The organism is Streptomyces sp. NPDC001407, from assembly GCF_042895325.1.
Taxonomy (GTDB): Bacteria; Actinomycetota; Actinomycetes; order Streptomycetales; family Streptomycetaceae; genus Streptomyces.
The window spans coordinates 144,234-163,121 of record NZ_JBIAWF010000006.1; the positions used below are offsets into that span (position 1 = coordinate 144,234).

Genomic DNA, 18,888 nt, shown 5'->3' on the forward strand with positions numbered 1-18,888 from the left:
TGGGGGCTCCTATCGGGGGGTCGCGGCCCGTCGCCGGACGCGGCCGTTCTCTTCACTCTAGCCGCACACCTGTACCGGGCCCACGCGTACAGGAAGCCCAGCGAGAAGCCCAGCACATGGGCCAGGTAGGCCACCCCGGGCCGGTCGCCGGCCGTGCGGGCGGCCAGCCACTGGAGGACGAACCAGAAGAGCAGCACCGCCCACGCCGGGAAGCGCAGCGGCAGGAAGAAGAGGAACGGGAAGAGACTGGTGACCCGGGCCCGGGGGAAGAGACAGAGGAACGCCCCGAGCACCCCGGAGATCGCCCCGGACGCCCCCACCAGTGTCTGGACGGAGTCGGCGTGCACGGCCGCGTAGCCGAGCAGGGCCAGCACCCCGGCGGCGAGGTAGAAGAAGGCGAAGGAGGCCCGGCCCATCCGCTCCTCGGCCATGGCGCCGAAGACATGGAGGAAGAGCATGTTCCCCAGCAGATGCAGCCAGTTGCCGTGCACGAAGAGAGCGGTGAGCGGGGTGAGCAGCCGACCCGGCGAGCCGTGCCAGAGCTCCTGTGGCACCACGCCCCAGCGTTCGAAGTAGGCGGTCTGCGCGACCAGCAGATCGCCGGCGCTCCCGTGGGCGCCCTGGGGGGCGGTCAGGCCCGACGCGGGGCCGAGCAGGAAGACGGCGCAGCAGAGGCCGATGAGGGCGTAGGTGACCAGGGGTCTGGCCCGGCGGTGGGACGGTGGGCTCCGGCGCGCTGCCTTTCCGAGCATGGCCAGATCATGGCGTACGGGCAGCAAAGCACACAGAGTGCCTCGCCGGGCCGGGGCCGGGTGGCCCGGGCTCGGTTGTGCCCCGCGCCGCATGACCATCAGGCCGTAGGGTTACGGGAAGCACCCTGGCGGTGACAGCGCCACGCGGGACCCACGGCGTTGTCGGACACGACGCAGTTGACGAGGACGGACGACGAATCATGGGCGTTCCCCAGCCGACGGACCGGACGCGCTGGCGCTGCACGCTGTGCGGCAATCTGACCCGGTTCGACGTCACGCGGACCACCAGGGCCGTGGAATACGTGCACCTCGACCTGGCCGGAGCGCCTCGGGTGGAGGAACGGGACGTGGTCAGTGAGACGATCGAGTCCGTACGTTGCCGGTGGTGCAACGCGGTCGACCAGATCGAGCTGGTGGACAGGCCGGGCGCGAGCGCCTGAAGAACGGGAGCGGTGAGCGGTGGTTGAGCACACAGGCGGCGCGGACGCGGCCGGTGAACCGGATGACACCGGTGGGGCCGACGGCGTCGCCGAGGTGCTCGACCGACCCCTGCCCGAGGGCGTCCGGCGCCGGGTGGTCAACCTGGTCGCCGAGGCGTTCGGCGGCCTGACGGTCACCGAACTGCCGCCCGCGCTCCGGCAGTACGCCCGCTTCACCCCCAGCCGCCGGGCCAAGTTCGCGGGCAACGCCATGGCCGCCGCCGTGGAGAACGACGCCGCCTTCCGGCAGCGGATCTCCGCCCGGCTGCGGGAGACGGGCTCCGAGCTGGCCGAGGCGCTCGACTCCGGGGCGCCGCCCGCGGCGGCCGACCCCGAGGACGTCGCGGCCATGGCCTTCGTGCTGCGGCCCACGGGCTGGGTCAAGCTGGTCACCGCGGCCGGCGAGGAGGCCCAGCGGGCGAGCGCCGAGCGGGCCGGTGAGGAGGCCCAGCGCGAGCTGCGCCGCCTGCGCGAGGAGCTGGCCGGGGCCCGCGCCGAGGCGCGCACGGAGGCCGACCGGATCCGCGTGGAGCTGGAGGCCGCCCGCAAGGAGAACGACGCGATGCAGCGCAAGCTGCGCAGCGCCCTGAGCGATGTGCGGCGCGGCGAGGCGGCGTTGCGCAAGGCGGAGGGCGAGCTGGAGTCCGTACGGGCCGCCGGGGCAGCCGAGAAGGCCGCCGCCCTGGGCGAGGCGCGGCGGCTCAAGGCGCGGCTCGCGGAGGCCGAGGCGGGGCTGGAGGCGAGCCGCCGTGCGGTGCGCGAGGGCCGCAGCGTGGAGGACATGCGGCTGCGGCTGCTGCTCGACACCGTCCTGGACGCGGCACAGGGGCTGCGCCGCGAGCTGGCGCTGCCGCCCGCGTCCACGCGCCCCGCGGACACCGTGGACGCCGTGGAGCCGGGCCGGATGACGCCCAAGGACATCGCCACGCGCGCCCTGTCGGAGATGGACCCGGCGCTCCTCGATCAGCTCCTCGCCCTGCCGCAGGCGCATCTGGTGGTCGACGGCTACAACGTCACCAAGACCGGATATCCGACGATGCCGCTCGACAAGCAGCGGCTGCGGCTGCTGGGCGGCCTCTCGATGCTCGCCGCGCAGACGGGCGCGGAGATGACCTGTGTCTTCGACGGCGCGGAGCTGGCCGCGCCCGTGCTGCTGGCGCCGCCGCGCGGGGTGCGGGTGCTCTTCAGCAAGCCCGGTGTGACGGCCGACGAGCTGATCCGCCAGCTCGTACGGGCCGAGCCGCCGGGCCGGCCGGTCGTCGTGGTCTCCACCGACCGCGAGGTCGCCGACGGGGTGGCGAAGGCGGGCGCGCGCCCGGTCGCCTCCGCGCTGCTGCTCAAGCGGCTCGCCCGCACCTGACCGCTTGTGCGTGGCTTCTCCCGGCACGGGTGGAATGGGAGCCTCCGCCTGGTGCCTGAGCGTCCATCAGGCGTCACCCACTGTGTCGCGCGGGTAAAGGATGTGCTTGTGGGGCGAGATTTTCCGCCGGGGGATTTGAACGGATCATAGGGAGGTCACTAAGGTCGGGCCTCGAACCTTCGCGCGGTGATCATCCATTCGGGGTGACGGTGAAGGTCCCGCCGGAACCGCGGACTTCGCGCGGCAGGCGGCTGAGGAAGAAGGAGCTCGTCTCCGTGGCGTCCCACCGTCGACCCAAGCAGCCGGGCCGCACTCGCGTGACCGTGCTGACCGCGACCGCCGCCGCGGCCGTGGCCCTCTCCGCCCAGGCTGCGCACGCCGACTCGCCCTCGAAGTCGGACGCCAAGGCGAAGGTCGACAAGCTCTACGAAGAGGCGGAGCAGGCCACCGAGAAGTACAACGGGGCCAAGGAGAAGCAGGACAAGCTCGACAAGCAGGTCGGCGAACTCCAGGACAAGGTCGCCCGCGGCCAGGAGGAGCTCAACAAGCTCCGCGACAGCCTCGGTTCCCTGGCCACCGCGCAGTACCGCAGCGGCGCCATCGACCCCTCCCTCCAGCTGCTCCTCTCCTCCGACCCGGACACCTTCCTGGAGAAAGCCTCCACGCTCAACCAGCTGAGCGCCAAGCAGGCCGACACCCTGAAGCAGATATCCGAGAAGCAGCGCACCCTCAAGCAGCAGCGCGAGGAGGCGACCGGCAAGCTCAAGGACCTCGCCGACACCCGCAAGGCACTGGGTGACAAGAAGGAAGAGGTCCAGAGCAAGCTCGCCGACGCCAAGGAGCTCCTCAACACCCTCTCCGCCAAGGAGCGCGCCGAGATCACCGGCGGCGACGGTGCGGGCGCCGGGCAGGGCGGTGGCGCCAAGAGCGGCGGCGACCGCGCCAGCCGCGGGGACAGCCGCCCGGACATCAAGATCCCGGCCGGCTCGGGCCGCGGCGCCGCCGCGCTCGCCGCCGCGCAGTCCGTCATCGGCTCCCCCTATGTCTGGGGCGCGACCGGGCCGGACTCCTTCGACTGCTCGGGCCTGACCTCCTGGGCGTACGCACAGGCGGGCGTCACCCTGGACCGCGTCTCGCAGGACCAGGCCAACGACGGCACCCGCATCTACGACCAGAGCCAGCTCAAGCCCGGTGACCTGGTGCTCTTCTACGGCGACCTGCACCACATCGGCCTCTACGCGGGCAACGGCATGACGCTGCACGCCCCCAAGCCGGGCGCCAACGTGCGCTACGAGTCGATGGGCAACATGCCCTTCCAGTTCGGTGTGCGCATCGGCTGACGCGCTTGGGCCGAACGGCTGACGTGCCGCCCGTTCGGGCGAATCACGGCGAGCCCCGCTGACTCCACGCCCCGCCGGTGACCTGCGTCTCCGGCGGGGCGTCAACGTTCCCGCCCCGCCGGGTCTTTGAACCGGGGGTGACCGCGCCGCTACTGTCTGGCGCGCGGTACCCGCACAGTGCTCCGCCCCTCTCCGGGCGGCAGGAGGGCACCGCGCACCCAGTGGAAGAACGGAAGGAGTGCGGCAGCCCGTGGCGTCACACCGTCGTCCCGCGCAGCCCGGTCTCACCCGGGTCACCGTCCTGTCCGCCGCCGTGGCCACCGCGGCCGCCGGCCTGGCGGCACCCGCCGGGGCCGCGCCCGGCGACCCCTCCGGCACGGCCAGGGGGACCGGCACGGTGAAGGCACAGGTCGACCGGCTCTACGAGCAGGCCGAGGCGGCCACCGAGAAGTTCAACGCGGCCGGCGAGCGCACCGGCACCCTGCGGCAGAAGGTCGCCCAGGCCACCGACCGCGTCGTACGCGGCCAGGAGCACGTCAACCGGATGCGCCGGGCACTGGGCATGATCGCCACCGCGCAGTACCGCAACGGCGCCGTCGACCCGGCGATCCAGCTGCTGCTCTCCTCGGATCCCGACGCCTATCTGGAACGGGCCGCCGTCCTCGACCGGGTCACGGGCCGTCAGGCCGAGCAGCTCAAGGCGCTCCTGGAGGCGCAGCGCACCCTGCGCCAGGAGCGCGCGGAGGCCGTCCGCGTCCTCGCGCAGCTGGAGGACAGCAGGCAGGCCGTCGAGCAGCACAAGCGCGAGGTCGAGGGCAAGCTCGCCACGGCCCGCCGCCTGCTGAACTCGCTGCCCGAGCGGGACCGCGAGGCGTACGCGCGGGCGTCGCGCTCCGGCGGTGACCGCTCGGAGGGCTCGCTCGCCGGGCTGCCGAACCTCGCGGGCCTCTCCTCGCGCGGGGCCGCCGCCGCGATGGCCGCCCGCTCGGCCGTCGGCACCCCCTACGCCTGGGGCGCGACCGGGCCGGGCGCCTTCGACTGCTCCGGTCTGATGCAGTGGGCCTACGGACGCGCCGGGGTGGGCCTGCCGCGCACCTCGCAGGCGCAGCGCAACGCCGGCCGCCACGTCTCCCTGGCCGAGGCCCAGCCCGGGGACCTGGTGATCTACCGCAATGACGCCAGCCACGTGGGCATGTACGTCGGCAACGGACAGGTCGTGCACGCCCCCTACCCGGGCGCCAGGGTCCGCTACGACCCGGCCAACATGATGCCGATTTCGTCCGTCACCCGGCCATGAACACCACCTGAGCGCACGGCGCGGGGTGCGTGGCTCGTACGATGCGGGGCGTGACGGGCCGGTGGAGGTGGAGCGGAGTCCTTGGCGGACGGTCCTGCGGCGTGCCTTCGGGCCGCGCGCCTCGCGCGGCGCTCGTCCGTTCGCTGGTGGCGGGGCTGCTCGTCCTCCAAGCCCTGTGCGGCTGCGGCTCCGTGGGGCTCTCCGGCGGCCAGGACGACGAGCACAAGGCCGTGACCGCCCTGCTGGACCGCTGGGCCAAGGCGCTGCGCGACCGCGACGAGCGCGCCTTCCTCGCGGCCCTGGACCCCGATGCCGAAGGCTTCCGCACCGAGCAGCGCGCGCGGTTCGCCAACCTCGCCGCCGTGCCCCTCACTTCCTGGGACTACCACCTGGTGCGCACCGGCGGCTTCGCCCCCTCCGGCGGCGACGGCCACCGTGTCGCCGCCGAGGCCGAACTGCGCTACCGGCTCGCGGGCTACGACATCGTCCCCGTCACCACCACCGAGCGGCTCACTGTCGTACGCAAGGACGACCAGTGGTACGTGGCGGCCGAGGACACCCGGCACGGCCCCCGGCAGCTCTGGCAGCAGGGCCCGGTCACGGCCGTACGGGGCGCGCACAGCCTCGTCCTCGGCGTCGGCCAGGACCAGGCCCGGCTGAAGGCCCTCGCGGACCTCGCCGACGCCGCGGTGCCCGCGGTCAGTTCCGCCTGGCGCGGCGGACCGGCCGCGCCCGGCACGGCACCGCCCGAGCGCGACGGCACCACCGCCACCCCCGCCCGGCACAAGGGCGACTGGCCGGGCCGGGTCGTCGTCGAGATGCCCGCCTCCGTCGACCGGATGGCCGAGCTCCTGGACTCGCCGGCGGCGAACTACCGGGGCATCGCCGCCGTCACCACCGGTGAGGTCGGCGGCTCCGGCAACGCCCCCGCCGACCGGATCATCGTCAACCCCGAGGCGTACGGCACACTGGGCGACTTCGGCCGCCGCGTCGTCCTCACCCACGAGACCGCCCATGTCGCGACCCGCTCGCTGACCTCGGCCGCCACCCCGCTGTGGCTCTCCGAGGGCTTCGCGGACTGGACCGCCTACCGCGGCACCGGCCGCACCGCCCGCCAGGCCGCCCCCGAACTGGCGCGCGCCGTCGGCGAGGGCCGGCCGCCCGGGAACCTGCCCACGGACGCCGACTTCGGCTTCGCGGGGGAGCAGGGACGGCTGGCCCGCGCGTACGAGGAGGGCTGGCTGGCCTGCCGCATGATCGCCGAGCAGTGGGGCGAGGAGAAGCTCGTCGCGTTCTACCGCGCGGTGGGCGGCCACCAGCGGCGGGCGGGGGCGATGGCCGCGGCGCTGCACCAGGTGCTGGGCGTCCCGGAGGCGGACTTCACCCGGCGGTGGCGCGCCTATGTGACCCAGCAGCTGGGCTGAGCGGCACTCAGCCGACGGTCAGCGGCTGCTCCTTCTCCGTGGGCGGGTCCGTCGGCGGGTCCGTCGCACCGGAGCGACCCGCCCCGGTGACCGTGTCCCGCCACAGCCGGGTGCAGGAGATGACCGTCGCCACCACCAGCAGGGTGTTGCGCAGGGTCAGCGTCGCGACGCCCAGCTTGTCGCTGGCCACCACGTGGGAGAACCAGATGGGGAATTCGAGCTGCGTCAGCGGAGCCGCCAGCAGCACCAGCGCGATCGGCAGGCCCTGCCGCGTGGCCCGCATCGTCATGCAGACGGCGGCGAGACCGATCAGCCAGACCACGTACTGCGGGCTGATCACCCGGCTCGTCGTGGTGAACAGCAGGACCGCCGCGAAGGCCGCGTCGGAGGGCGTGCACGCCGTGAACCTCCGCGCGCGCAGCCGCCACACCAGCAGCCAGCCGAAGGCCAGCACGGTCAGCGCGAGCGCGAGCCGGCTGACGGTGTGGACGTACCGGCCGAGGAACTCCACCGAGCCGTAGTTCAGCCGGGCGTGACCGTGCCACCCCACGTGCCGGCCCAGGTGGAAGACCAGCGACCCCAGCGACTCGACCTCCGTGCCACGGGCCCGCTGGAAGCTCAGGAACGCCAGCGCCCCCGGCATCGTCACCGCGAAGAACAGCCCGACCGCCACCGCGCCCAGCGCCGCCGCGCTCCAGGCCGCGCGGGTGCGGGGGCCCCGGGGCGTCCCGACGAGCAGCAGCACGGGCCAGACCTTCAGCAGCGCGCCGAACCCCATGAGCACCCCCGCCAGCCGGGTCCTGCGCCCCGCCGCCAGCAGGGCCGCGACCGCGACGGCCGTCACCATCACGTCATAGCGGGCATAGACGATCGGCCCCAGCAGCGGCACCCCCACCACCCACACCCAGACCCCCTTCACGCTGCGCCGGCCGCCCCGCACCGCGTACAGCAGCAGGGCGAGGACGGCGGCGTCCGCGGCGAAGCACACCAGGAAGAACGCCGGGGCGTAGTCGAGGAAGGGCAGCAGCCCGGGAGCGAGCACGGCGAGCGCGGCGGCCGGCGGGTACTGCCAGGTCACGTCGTCGTACGGGAAGATGCCGGTGCGCAGGACCCCGTACCAGCCCTGGTAGATGACCTCGATGTCGACGGAGACGTCCGAACCCGGCATCACCCACACCCGGAACACACACAGCAGCAGCACGGCCCGGGTGACGGCCCACACCGCGATCGAGAGCCGCAATCCAGCGCCCGCCATCATTCACCTCGTTCGTCACGGTCCTCACACGCCGCGAGCACCCCGCTACTGGAAGGCATGATGCCCTTCCCGGCCGCCGGTGGCCGGTGACGTGCCCGGTGCACCCGCCGTTGCCGCCCGATCGCCGCCCCCGCGCACCCGGTACTGTCGGCCCCGATGCACAAGACCCTGATCGTCACCAACGACTTCCCGCCCAGGCCCGGCGGTATCCAGGCATTCCTGCACAACATGGCGCTGCGCCTGGACCCGTCGGAGATCGTCGTCTACGCCTCCACCTGGAAGCGCGGCAAGGAGGGCGCGGAGGCCACCGCCCGCTTCGACGCCGAACAGCCCTTCCAGGTCGTCCGCGACCCCACGACCATGCTGCTGCCCACGCCCCGGGTCACCCGGCGCGCGACCGGGCTGCTGCGGGAACACGGCTGCTCCTCCGTGTGGTTCGGCGCCGCCGCACCGCTGGGGCTGATGGGGCCCGCGCTGCGCCGGGCCGGCGCCCGGCGGATCGTCGCCACCACGCACGGCCACGAGGCGGGCTGGGCCCAGCTGCCGGCCGCCCGGCAGCTGCTGCGGCGGATCGGGGAGGGCACGGACACCCTCACCTATCTGGGGGAGTACACGCGGTCGAGGATCGCCGGCGCGCTGACCGCCGAGGCGGCCGCGCGCATGGTCCAACTGCCGCCCGGCGTCGACGAGAAGACCTTCCACCCGGGCTCCGGCGGCGACGCCGTCCGGGCCCGCCTCGGGCTCGCCGACCGCCCGGTCGTCGTCTGCGTCTCCCGGCTCGTCCCGCGCAAGGGCCAGGACACGCTCATCCGGGCCATGCCGCGCATCCTGGCGGCCGTGCCGGACGCGGTGCTGCTGATCGTCGGCGGCGGCCCCTACGCGAAGGACCTGCGCGAGCTGGCCGACACGACGGGCGTCGCCCACGCCGTCCGCTTCACCGGCCCCGTCCCGTGGGAGGAACTGCCCGCGCACTACGGCGCCGGTGATGTCTTCGCCATGCCGTGCCGTACGCGGCGGGGCGGGCTGGACGTCGAGGGCCTCGGCATCGTCTACCTGGAGGCGTCCGCGACGGGCCTGCCGGTGGTCGCGGGCGACTCCGGGGGAGCGCCGGACGCGGTCCTGGACGGGGAGACGGGCTATGTGGTGCGGGGTGGTTCGGCGGAGGAGTCGGCTGACCGGGTCGTGACGCTTCTCCGCGATTCCGCTTTGCGGGAGAGGCTGGGGGCGCGGGGGCGTTCTTGGGTGGAGGAGAAGTGGCGCTGGGATCTGCTGGCGGGGCGGTTGCGCGAGCTTTTGTAGTGAGGGTTCGTTGTCGCCTGCGGCGGCTGATTTTTGTTCCCCAGCCCCGCCCCTTCCCGAAACTGGGGCTTCGCCCCAGACCCCCTGACCGCGCTTCGCGCGGTGTCCTCAAACGCCGGACGGGCTGGATGGTGCTGGCTACGGTCAGCACCATCCAGCCCATTGGGGGCACCTCCCAGCGGTAGCTGGGGGAGTTTGAGGACGAGCGCCGCAGGCGCTGCGCGTCAGCCGACGCGCCCGCAGTCGGGGGCCTGGGGCGCGAGCCCCAGTTCGGGAAGGGGCGGGTAGGGGAAAAGCCCGCCGCAGGCGCCACGCACCCGCACCCCCCTCCGCCCCTACCCCCGGTAAATCGCCTCGATCTCGTCCGCGAAGTCCTTCGCCACAACGTTCCGCTTGAGCTTCAGGGACGGCGTCACATGACCCGACGCCTCCGTGAACTGCGCCGGCAGGATGCGGAACTTGCGTACGGATTCCGCCTTCGAGACCGCCGCGTTGCCGTCGTCGACCGCCTTCTGGACGGCCGCGAGGAGGTCGGGGTCGTCCGCCAGCTGGGCCGGGGTCGTGCCGGCCGGCTTGCCGTGGTCGGCGAGCCAGCGGGGGAGGAAGTCCTCGTCGAGGGTGATCAGGGCGCCGACGAAGGGGCGGGCGTCGCCGACGACCATGCACTCGGCGATCAGGGCGTGCGCGCGGATGCGGTCCTCGATCACCGCGGGGGCGACGTTCTTGCCGCCCGCGGTGACGATGATCTCCTTCTTCCGCCCGGTGATCGTGAGGTAGCCGTCCTCGTCGAGCGTGCCCAGGTCGCCGGTGTGGAACCAGCCGTCGGAGAGCGCCTCCTCGGTGGCGGCCTCGTTGTTCCAGTAGCCCTGGAAGAGGTGCTCGCCGTGCAGCAGCACCTCGCCGTCGTCGGCGATCCGGACGACCGAGCCGGGCAGCGGCTGCCCGACGGTGCCGATCTTCTGCCGGTCCCAGGGGTTGAAGGCGGTCGCCGCGCAGGACTCCGTGAGGCCGTAGCCCTCCAGGACGGTGAAGCCGATGCCCCGGTAGAAGTGGCCGAGGCGCTCGCCCAGCGGCGCGCCCCCGGAGATCGCGTGGGTCGCCCGCCCGCCGAGCACGGCGCGCAGCTTGCCGTAGACGAGCCGGTCGAAGATCGCGTGCTTGATCCGGAGCCCCAGCGACGGCCCGCCGGGGCCGTCCATGGCGCGGCTGTACGCGATGGCCGTGTCCGCGGCCCGGTCGAAGATCTTGCCCTTGCCGTCGGCCTGGGCCTTGGCGCGCGCCGAGTTGTAGACCTTCTCGAAGACGCGCGGCACACCGAGGATCAGCGTGGGCCGGAAGGCGGCGAGCTCGTCGGTGAGGTTGCGGATGTCGGGCACGCAGCCCAGCTTGATGGGCGCCAGCACCGCCGCGATCTCGACCAGCCGGCCGAAGACATGGGCGGTGGGCAGGAAGAGGAGCACGGAGGAGTCGCCCGTGCGGAACAGCGGCTTGAGCCGCTCCACGGCGTTGCCGCACTCCACGAAGAAGCTGCGGTGGGTGAGCACACAGCCCTTGGGGCGCCCGGTGGTGCCGGAGGTGTAGACGATGGTCGCGGGCGAGTCGGCGCCCGCGAGCGCGCTGCGCTCGTCCACCTCCTCGTCGCTCAGCCCTTCGCCGGCCGTGCCCAGCCGCCCGACGGCGTCGTCCTCGATGCGCCAGACGTGCCGCAGCTCCGGCAGCCGGTCCTTGACGGACTCGACGGCGCTCTCGTGCGCCTCGGTCTCCACGACGCAGGCGACGGCCCCGGAGTCGCCGAGGATCCACTGGATCTGCTCGGCCGAGCTCGTCTCGTAGACCGGCACGGTCACCGCGCCCGCGCTCCAGATGGCGAAGTCCAGCAGCGTCCACTCGTAGCGGGTGCGCGACATCAGCCCCACGCGGTCGCCCGGCCGGACGCCCGAGGCCATCAGACCCTTGGCCGCGGCCCGCACCTCGGCGAGGAAGGCGGCGGCGGTGACGTCCTCCCAGCGGCCGCCGACCTTGCGCCCTATGACGGCGACGTCGGGGCGCTGCGCGGCGTTGCGGCGGATCAGATCCGTCAGGTTTCCGTCCGCGGGGACCTCGTAGAGGGCCGGAAGGCTGAACTCGCGCAAGACTGCTGCTCCTCGTCGGGCGCCGGCGCCGCCGCGTCGTCGAGGGGCGCTGCGTCGGCTGCGGTCCATGTCAGGCAAGGGGGGTATTGGACTGCCCGGACGTTACCCACCAGTACGGCTTTCGAATAGGGGTGGCGCTCAGATGTTCTGTGCGTCACACGCCACCGGACCGCCTTCCGAACCCTAGCCCCTCCGCTTGGTGACCGGGAAGTAACCGCAGGTCGGCGACCTTCCGGAGGGCCGCCCGCAGAGCCTAGGGTGATCGGCATGCGAGGTGGCTTCAGAGTTCACGTGGTCAGCGATGTGCACGGCAACAGCGAGGGTCTCGCACGGGCGGGCGACGGCGCCGACGCCGTGGTCTGCCTCGGCGACCTCATCCTCTTCCTCGACTACGCGGACCACTCGCGCGGCATCTTCCCCGAGCTCTTCGGCGTGGAGAACGCCGACCGGATCGTGGAGCTGCGCACCGCCCGCCGCTTCGAGGAGGCCCGCGAGCTGGGCCGGCGGCTGTGGGAGGGCGTCGACCGCGACGCGGCCATCGAGTCCGCCGTCCGCAAGCAGTACGCCGAACTCTTCGCCGCCTTCCCCACCCCCACCTACGCCACCTACGGCAACGTCGACATCCCCCGGCTCTGGCCCGAGTACGCCGCCCCCGGCACCACCGTGCTCGACGGCGAGCGCGTCGAGATCGGCGGCCGCGTCTTCGGCTTCGTCGGCGGTGGCCTGCGCACGCCCATGCGGACCCCCTTCGAGATCGGCGCCGAGGAGTACGCAGCGAAGATCGAGGCCCTCGGCGACGTCGACGTCCTCTGCTCGCACATCCCGCCCGACGTGCCCGAACTCTGCTACGACACCGTCGCCCGCCGCTTCGAGACCGGCAGCGCCGCCCTGCTGGAGGCGATCCGCAGGACCCGCCCCCGCTACGCCCTCTTCGGCCACGTCCACCAGCCCCTCGCGCGCCGGATGCGCATCGGCACGACCGAGTGCGTCAACGTCGGCCACTTCGCCTCCAGCGGTACACCCTGGGTGCTGGAGTGGTGACGCGCGCCGGGATGTAGCCTTCAGCGGCAGGCATACGAGGCGGTCGGACCGGTACGGAGGAGCCACGGAGATGGCGGAACACACCAGCTCGAGCATCACGATCGAGGCGACCCCGGCCGAGGTCATGGCGGTGATCGCAGACTTCGACCGCTACGCGGAGTGGACCGGGGAGGTCAAGCAGGCGGAGGTGCTCGCCAAGGACGAGCAGGGCCGTGCCGCGCAGGTGCGCCTCGTCCTCGACGCGGGCGCCATCAAGGACGACCACACGCTGGCCTACACCTGGCCCGCGGAGAACGTCGTGAGCTGGTCCCTGGTCAAGTCCCAGATGCTGCGGCAGCTCGACGGCTCGTACAGCCTGGAGCCGGAGGCCGGCGGCCGCCACACCAAGGTGACCTACCAGCTCACCGTCGACGTCAAGATCCCCATGCTCGGGATGATCAAGCGCAAGGCGGAGAAGGTCATCATCGACCGCGCGCTCGACGGTCTCAAGCAGCGGGTGGAGAGCGGCGAAGCCACCTCCTGAGGTCCGGGTCCGGGGGCTTTCGAGGCCCCCGGACGACAACGGCGCCGCACCCACGTCCCAGGAGAAACCTTGCGCACGGTCCTCGTCACCGGCACCGGCGGCGCGGGCCGCACCACCACGGCCGCGGCCACGGCGCTCGTCGCCGCCCGCCGGGGCCGTCGCGTCCTGCTGCTCACCACCGACCGCGGCCCCGCGCCCGACGCCGTGCTCGGCACCGTCCTGCCGTCGCCGCCCGCGGCCGGCGCTGCCGGTGTGCCCTGGGCGGAGCCCGTCGAGGCGGCCCCCGGCCTGTGGGCCGCCCGCATAGCCACCGGCGAACACTTCCAGGACCGCGCCCGCGACCTCCAGGAGCGCGGCGCCTCCCTCTTCGACCTCCTCGGCGCCGCCCCGCTCGACCCCGAGGAGCTCACCGAACTCCCCGGCGCCGAACCGCTCGCCGTCCTCGCCGCCCTGCGCGCCGCACACACCGCCGCCGCGTGGGACCTCCTCGTCGTCGACATGCCCCCCGCGCACGAGACCGTGCGCCTCCTCGCTCTGCCCGAGCAGCTGCGCCGCTATCTGCGCCGGCTGCTGCCCGCCGAGCGGCAGGCGGCCCGCGCCCTGCGGCCGATGCTCGCCCAGCTGGCCGGGGTGCCGATGCCCGCGCAGCGGATGTATGAGACCGCGGAGCGCTGGGAGGCCGAACTCGCCGCCGTCCAGGACGTCGTCGAGGCGGGCGGCACGACCGTGCGCCTCGTCGCCGGGCCCGGGCCGCTCGCCGTAGAGACCCTGCGCCTCGCCCGCGCCGGACTCGCCCTCCAGGGCTGCCGCGTCGACACCCTCGTCGCCAACCGCGTGCTCCCCGCGGGCGACGGCGCCGACCTCTGGCCGGCCGGGCTCGTCGCGGAGCAGCGGACCGCCCTCAAGGCGCTCCACGAGGAGTACCTCATCGACGGCATCACCCTCTGTGAACTGCCGCACCTGGGCCGTGACCCCCGCGGCCACGAGGACCTCGGCGCGCTCGTCGACGCCGCCACGTCGACGACCATCTGCGGCGAGGGCGGCACCGTCGGGATCGTCGAGGGCGAGGGCCTGGCCGACGAGCTCGACGGCTGGCCCGCCACCGGCTCCGAGCCCGACGCCTGGACCGTGGAGGACCGGCTGGCCACCGACGGTGTCCTGCTCTGGCGGCTGCCGCTGCCCGGCGCCGACCGCGACGCCCTCGACCTCATACGCAGGGGCGACGAACTCATCGTCGGCGTCGGCCCGTTCCGCCGCGTCCTGCCGCTGCCGTCGGCGCTGCGCCGCTGCACCGTCTCCGGGGCCGGGCTGCGCGACGGCGCGCTGTGCGTGCGCTTCACCCCCGACCCCGCCCTGTGGCCACGGACTCCGTGAACACCGATCCACCGTTCGGGTAACGTCGAAGGAAACCCCCGTCGCAGGAGTCCGCCATGAGCGATGCCACCGAGCGCCCCGCCCCCGACGCGGCGGCCGATCCCGATGCCTGGGAGCAGGCGTGCGCCGAGGATCTCGCCGCGGAGCGGGCCCGCCGCCGTCACGAGCAGCCCGGCACCGCCGCCGAGGAGCTGCGCAAGCTCGTCGACGCCGTGACCGAGAAGGTCTCCGCACTCCAGCTGCCGCTGGCGGGCCTGGCGGCCCAGGAGGTCGTGCAGCAGGTCATCGCCCAGGCGAAGGCCGCCGTCGAACCGGTCATCGAGCGCAACCCCGACGTCTTCGACCACCTCGCCTCCGCCGGCTCCGAGCTCCTCGCCGCCTACCGCGCGGCCGTCCAGGGCCAGGAGGCCCGCTGGACGCGCGGCGAGGCCGCGAAGCCCGCCGAGCCGCCCGCGGGACCCGGCCGGGGCGATGCCGGAGCGGGCGGTGCCGAGCGCATCGACCTCGACTGACCTGGGGCTCCGGTACGGTGGGTCGCGGCGGGGTTCGAGCGAATAACTGAGGGACACATGGGACTCACCATCGGCGTCGACATCGGCGGCACGAAGATCGCGGCCGGCGTGGTCGACGAGGAGGGCAACATCCTCGCGACGTGCAAGGTACCGACCCCGTCGACCCCGGAGGGCGTCATCGACGCCATCGCGGACGCGGTACGCACGGTCAGCGCCGACCACAAGGTCGAGGCGGTCGGCATCGGCGCCGCCGGCTACGTGGACGAGAAGCGGGCCACGGTCCTCTTCGCCCCCAACATCAACTGGCGCCACGAGGCACTGAAGGACAAGGTCGAGCAGCGCGTCGGCCTCCCGGTCGTCGTGGAGAACGACGCCAACGCCGCGGCCTGGGGCGAATACCGCTTCGGCGCCGGCCAGGGCCACGACGACGTCATCTGCATCACGCTGGGCACCGGCCTCGGCGGCGGCATCATCATCGGCAACAAGCTGCGCCGCGGCCGCTTCGGCGTGGCCGCCGAGTTCGGCCACATCCGGGTCGTGCCGGACGGCCTGCTGTGCGGCTGCGGCAGCCAGGGCTGCTGGGAGCAGTACGCCTCCGGCCGTGCCCTCGTCCGCTACGCCCGCCAGCGCGCCCAGGCCACCCCGGAGAACGCCGAGATCCTCCTCGGTCTCGGTGACGGCACCCCCGAGGGCATCCAGGGCAAGCACATCAGCGACGCGGCCCGGCGGGGCGACGCGGTGGCCGTCGACTCCTTCCGGGAGCTGGCGCGTTGGGCCGGCGCGGGCCTCGCCGACCTCGCCTCGCTCTTCGACCCGTCGGCGTTCATCGTCGGCGGCGGCGTCTCGGATGAGGGCGACCTCGTCCTCGACCCGATCCGCAAGTCCTTCCGCCGCTGGCTGGTCGGCGGCCAGTGGCGCCCGCACGCGCAGGTGCTGGCCGCCCAACTGGGCGGCAAGGCCGGTCTCGTGGGCGCGGCGGACCTGGCCCGCCAGGGCTGACACAAGGGCCCGTCAGGGCCGTCCTTCCGGACGTCGTACTGCTTGAGGAGTGGTGATGCTCGCGGATCTGCCCCCGTCGCACACGGAGTCCGACGGTTCGGCCGTCGTCCGCGTGCTCAGTTACAACGTCCGGTCGATGCGTGACGACGTGGGGGCGCTGGCCCGGGTGATCCGGGCCTGCGCCCCCGACGTCGTCTGCGTCCAGGAGGCGCCGCGCTTCTTCCGCTGGCGCAAGGCCGCGGCCCGGCTGGCCCGTACGTCCGAGCTCGTGTACGTCACCGGCGGGGCCACCGCCTCCGGGCCCATGATCCTGTCCTCGCTGCGGGCCACCGTGGAGCGCACGCAGGACATCCTGCTGCCGCGGACACCGGGACTGCACCAACGCGGCTTCGCCACCGCCGTGCTGCGCTTCGGCCGGGCCCGCCTCGGCGTCCTCAGCTGCCACTTGAGCATCAAGGACGGGGAGCGGTACGGGCAGGGGAAGCTGCTGCTCGACACGCTGGCCGGCCTGGACGTGCCGCACGCGGTCGCCGCCGGGGACCTCAACGACCGCCCCGACGGCCGGACGTTCGGCCTCCTCGCGGACGCGCTCCAGGACGGCTGGGCCACGAAGCCGTGGGGCCGTGAGCACACCACCCGCCTCGGCGACCCGCTCCAGCGCATCGACGCGGTCCTCGCCACGGAGGGCGTCGAAGTGCTGGGGTGCGGCGTGCCCATGGGGCTGCCGGGAGTGGCCGAGCGGGATCTGCGGGCGGCCACGGACCACCTGCCGGTGCTGGCCGCGCTCCGGATCCCGGCCGCGTCCTAGGGCGCGGGCTCTTCGGCTTCAGACGACCGCGCCGCGGCCCGGGTCGTCGTCCTCCTCGTCGGAGTCCTTCATGCGCAGGACCAGCGTGGCGAAGCCGCCCAGGAAGCCACCGACGCCGAGCGTGGTGACCCACCACGTCAGCTCCTGCCGGAAGAGCACCATCAGCAGCAGGAGCAGCGGCCCGCCCAGCACCGCGATCCACGCGAAGCGCGCGGTGACGTCGCCGGTGGGGAGCGGCGGCGGCTCCGGGGGCACGAAGTGGCCCTCGTCAGGCTCGTCGAGGTCGTCGTCGCCCGCCGCGCCCGGGGTGTCCCAGTCGCGGGGGCCGACCCCCGGGGCGTAGACGACGAAGCTGCCCACGGGCCGCTCCGGAGTCTCCGGTGCCCGGGGTGTCCTGTCGGCGGCACCCTCGGGGTCCGCGTCCGGGGCGTCCTTGCCCTCGGCGGGGCCGGGCGGGGGGTCGGCGACATCACCGGAGGCGGGCCAGCGGCCCGCCTCGGGGTCGGGCTGCTCGCCGTACGCGGCGACGAGCTCCGCCCACGCGGCGTCCTCGTCCAGGGGGTCGCGGCTCTCGTCGCGGTCGCGGTCCGCGTCGTGCTCAGCCACGGGAGGCCGCCCCGGCTTCACCGACGCCCGCTTCACCGACGCCCGCGGAGAGCCTGCTGATGAACGCGAACGTCTCCTCGAAGATGATCTCGGCGTCGTGATCCAGGGTCGCCACGTGATAGCTGCGCTCCAGCAGCCGCTCGGTGACGTCACGCGAGGAGACCCGGGCCAGGATGCGGGCCGAGTCCACGGGCGGCACCACGTGGTCCTCGGGGCTGTGCATCAGCAGCAACGGCTGGGTCACCTGCGGCAGTTCACCGTCCAGCATCCGCAGGAACCGGCGGAAGGAGTGCGCCGCGTGCAGCGGCACCCGGTCGTAGCCGAGCTCCTCGTTGCCCGGCTTGGCGATGTCGCTGGCGATGCCCCTGCGCGAGGGGACCAGATGGCGCACCACCGGCAGCGCCTTCGCGCCGAGGCCGTGCACCTTGTTGGCCGGGTTGACCACCACGATGCCCTTGACCGCGTCACCGTGCCGGGCCGCCAGCCGCAGCGCCAGCGCCCCGCCCATGGACAGACCGCAGACGAAGACCTCGGAGCAGCGCTCGCGCAGCTCGCCCAGCGCCCGGTCGACCTCCGCGTACCAGTCCTGCCAGCCGGTGAGCTGCATGTCCTGCCAGCGGGTGCCGTGCCCGGGCAGCAGCGGCAGCGAGACGGTCAGTCCGCGCTCCGCGAGATACCCGGCCCAGGGCCGTACGGACTGCGGGGAACCGGTGAAGCCGTGGCACACGAGGACGCCGACCTCTCCGCCGTCGTGGCGGAACGGCTCGGCGCCGGGGAGGAGCGGCACCGGAATCTCCGATCGGTGGAACGGGAAAAAGGGGTCTGGCCCTCAGCGTACGCGGAGCGCCGCACGGCGGGTAGGCAGGTTAAGGTCTCCTCGTCACTACAGGAGGTTCTCGGTTGTTCTACGGCGCTATGAAGCTGTCCATCGGCGGGTCGCTGAAGCTTGCCTTCCGGCCGTGGGTGGAGGGCTTGGAGAACATCCCGGCCGAAGGGCCCGCCATCCTGGCGAGCAACCACCTGTCGTTCTCGGACTCCTTCTTCCTCCCCGCGGTCCTGGATCGCAAGATCACCTTTATCGCGAAGCAGGAATACTTCACCTCCCCGGGGGTCAAGGGAAAGCTGACGGCCGCCTTCTTCAAGGGCGTGGGCCAGCTGCCCGTCGACCGTTCGGGCGGCCGCGGGGCCGGCGAAGCGGCGATCAAGAGCGGTCTGGAGGTGCTGGAGCGCGGTGAGCTCTTCGGCATCTACCCGGAGGGCACCCGCTCCCCGGACGGCCGCCTCTACCGCGGCAAGCCCGGCGGCCTGGCCCGGGTGGCGCTGCTGTCCGGCGCCCCCGTGATCCCCGTCGCGATGATCGACACCGAGAAGGTGCAGCCCCCGGGCAAGGTCCTGCCGAAGATGATCAGGCCGGGCATCCGGATCGGCGAACCGCTGGACTTCAGCCGCTACCACGGCATGGACGGCGACCGCTTCATCCTGCGCTCGGTGACCGACGAGGTCATGTACAAGATCATGGAGCTGTCCGGCCAGGAGTACGTCGACATCTACGCGACCGCCGCCAAGCGGCAGATCGCGGACGAGGCGAAGCGCAAGGCCGAGGAGGAGAAGGCGGCCAAGGCCGCCGGACTCGACAAGGCGGACAAGCGGCCCGAGGCGTAGCACGCCCGGACCGGGGGGTTGGGTC

Annotated in this window: 17 protein-coding genes and 1 pseudogene; 13 read left to right on the top strand and 5 right to left on the bottom strand. The window is 73.3% G+C overall.

The features are described from left to right. Positions 1-14: 14 nt before the first annotated feature. A pseudogene (locus tag ACFY1P_RS11635) lies at positions 15-752 on the bottom strand (rhomboid family intramembrane serine protease); the annotation flags it as partial. A 200-nt stretch (positions 753-952) separates the two neighbouring features. Between ACFY1P_RS11635 and ACFY1P_RS11640 the strand changes: the two are divergent. From ACFY1P_RS11640 to ACFY1P_RS11660, 5 genes are all read left to right on the top strand, one after another. After that, on the top strand, positions 953-1,192 hold the full coding sequence (locus ACFY1P_RS11640; RefSeq protein WP_361523298.1) for a hypothetical protein: 240 nt from the start codon (positions 953-955) through the stop codon (positions 1,190-1,192). Positions 1,193-1,211: 19 nt separating this feature from the next. Beyond that, positions 1,212-2,591 carry an NYN domain-containing protein gene (locus tag ACFY1P_RS11645; protein ID WP_390750526.1) on the top strand — a complete coding sequence of 460 codons (1,380 nt, stop codon included), beginning with the start codon at positions 1,212-1,214 and terminating at the stop codon, positions 2,589-2,591. A 275-nt stretch (positions 2,592-2,866) separates the two neighbouring features. Beyond that, entirely contained in the window at positions 2,867-3,931 is a 1,065-nt protein-coding gene (locus ACFY1P_RS11650; RefSeq protein ID WP_361523296.1) for an NlpC/P60 family protein, read from the top strand. A 250-nt stretch (positions 3,932-4,181) separates the two neighbouring features. Further along, positions 4,182-5,228: an NlpC/P60 family protein gene (locus tag ACFY1P_RS11655; RefSeq protein ID WP_361523293.1), complete on the top strand. Its 1,047-nt coding sequence runs from the start codon at positions 4,182-4,184 to the stop codon at positions 5,226-5,228. A 101-nt stretch (positions 5,229-5,329) separates the two neighbouring features. Further along, positions 5,330-6,652 (top strand): hypothetical protein, encoded by a 1,323-nt coding sequence (locus ACFY1P_RS11660; RefSeq protein ID WP_361523290.1) that lies wholly within the window; start codon positions 5,330-5,332, stop codon positions 6,650-6,652. Positions 6,653-6,659: 7 nt separating this feature from the next. Here the strand turns inward: ACFY1P_RS11660 and ACFY1P_RS11665 are convergent, their stop codons facing one another. Beyond that, the gene (locus tag ACFY1P_RS11665) at positions 6,660-7,907 is read right to left on the bottom strand and encodes a glycosyltransferase 87 family protein (RefSeq protein ID WP_361523287.1); all 1,248 of its coding nucleotides are present in this window, start codon (positions 7,905-7,907) and stop codon (positions 6,660-6,662) included. 156 nt (positions 7,908-8,063) lie between these two features. Here ACFY1P_RS11665 and ACFY1P_RS11670 point away from each other — a divergent pair, with 156 nt between their 5' ends. Continuing rightward, on the top strand, positions 8,064-9,206 hold the full coding sequence (locus tag ACFY1P_RS11670) for a glycosyltransferase family 4 protein (RefSeq protein ID WP_361523284.1): 1,143 nt from the start codon (positions 8,064-8,066) through the stop codon (positions 9,204-9,206). A gap of 335 nt (positions 9,207-9,541) precedes the next feature. Here ACFY1P_RS11670 and ACFY1P_RS11675 read toward each other — a convergent pair whose 3' ends face one another. Continuing rightward, a complete protein-coding gene (locus ACFY1P_RS11675) occupies positions 9,542-11,338 on the bottom strand; it encodes an AMP-dependent synthetase/ligase (protein ID WP_361523281.1) in 1,797 nt (598 codons plus the stop codon). 267 nt (positions 11,339-11,605) lie between these two features. Here ACFY1P_RS11675 and ACFY1P_RS11680 point away from each other — a divergent pair, with 267 nt between their 5' ends. The 6 genes from ACFY1P_RS11680 to ACFY1P_RS11705 all read left to right on the top strand — a co-directional run bounded on the left by ACFY1P_RS11680 (position 11,606) and on the right by ACFY1P_RS11705 (position 16,595). Continuing rightward, complete coding sequence (locus tag ACFY1P_RS11680; RefSeq protein WP_361523279.1) at positions 11,606-12,379, top strand: metallophosphoesterase; 774 nt, start codon at positions 11,606-11,608, stop codon at positions 12,377-12,379. Positions 12,380-12,449: 70 nt separating this feature from the next. Beyond that, entirely contained in the window at positions 12,450-12,902 is a 453-nt protein-coding gene (locus ACFY1P_RS11685; RefSeq protein WP_361523276.1) for an SRPBCC family protein, read from the top strand. Between the two features lie 69 nt (positions 12,903-12,971). Further along, positions 12,972-14,276, top strand: a complete 1,305-nt coding sequence (locus ACFY1P_RS11690; protein WP_390750527.1) for an ArsA family ATPase — start codon at positions 12,972-12,974, stop codon at positions 14,274-14,276. 56 nt (positions 14,277-14,332) lie between these two features. Beyond that, the gene (locus tag ACFY1P_RS11695) at positions 14,333-14,788 is read left to right on the top strand and encodes a DUF5304 domain-containing protein (protein ID WP_361523270.1); all 456 of its coding nucleotides are present in this window, start codon (positions 14,333-14,335) and stop codon (positions 14,786-14,788) included. 57 nt (positions 14,789-14,845) lie between these two features. Continuing rightward, positions 14,846-15,787, top strand: a complete 942-nt coding sequence (locus ACFY1P_RS11700; RefSeq protein ID WP_361523268.1) for an ROK family glucokinase — start codon at positions 14,846-14,848, stop codon at positions 15,785-15,787. A gap of 55 nt (positions 15,788-15,842) precedes the next feature. Next, entirely contained in the window at positions 15,843-16,595 is a 753-nt protein-coding gene (locus ACFY1P_RS11705; RefSeq protein ID WP_390750528.1) for an endonuclease/exonuclease/phosphatase family protein, read from the top strand. A gap of 18 nt (positions 16,596-16,613) precedes the next feature. On the opposite strand, the gene ACFY1P_RS11710 is transcribed toward ACFY1P_RS11705, so the two are convergent. Both ACFY1P_RS11710 and ACFY1P_RS11715 read right to left on the bottom strand, forming a co-directional pair. After that, entirely contained in the window at positions 16,614-17,201 is a 588-nt protein-coding gene (locus ACFY1P_RS11710) for a hypothetical protein (protein WP_390750529.1), read from the bottom strand. Then, positions 17,194-17,988: an alpha/beta hydrolase gene (locus tag ACFY1P_RS11715; protein ID WP_390750530.1), complete on the bottom strand. Its 795-nt coding sequence runs from the start codon at positions 17,986-17,988 to the stop codon at positions 17,194-17,196. Before ACFY1P_RS11715 ends, ACFY1P_RS11710 begins: the two co-directional genes overlap by 8 nt. A gap of 128 nt (positions 17,989-18,116) precedes the next feature. Between ACFY1P_RS11715 and ACFY1P_RS11720 the strand changes: the two genes are divergently transcribed. After that, positions 18,117-18,863: a 1-acyl-sn-glycerol-3-phosphate acyltransferase gene (locus ACFY1P_RS11720; protein WP_205519343.1), complete on the top strand. Its 747-nt coding sequence runs from the start codon at positions 18,117-18,119 to the stop codon at positions 18,861-18,863. The last annotated feature ends 25 nt before the right edge of the window (positions 18,864-18,888 follow it).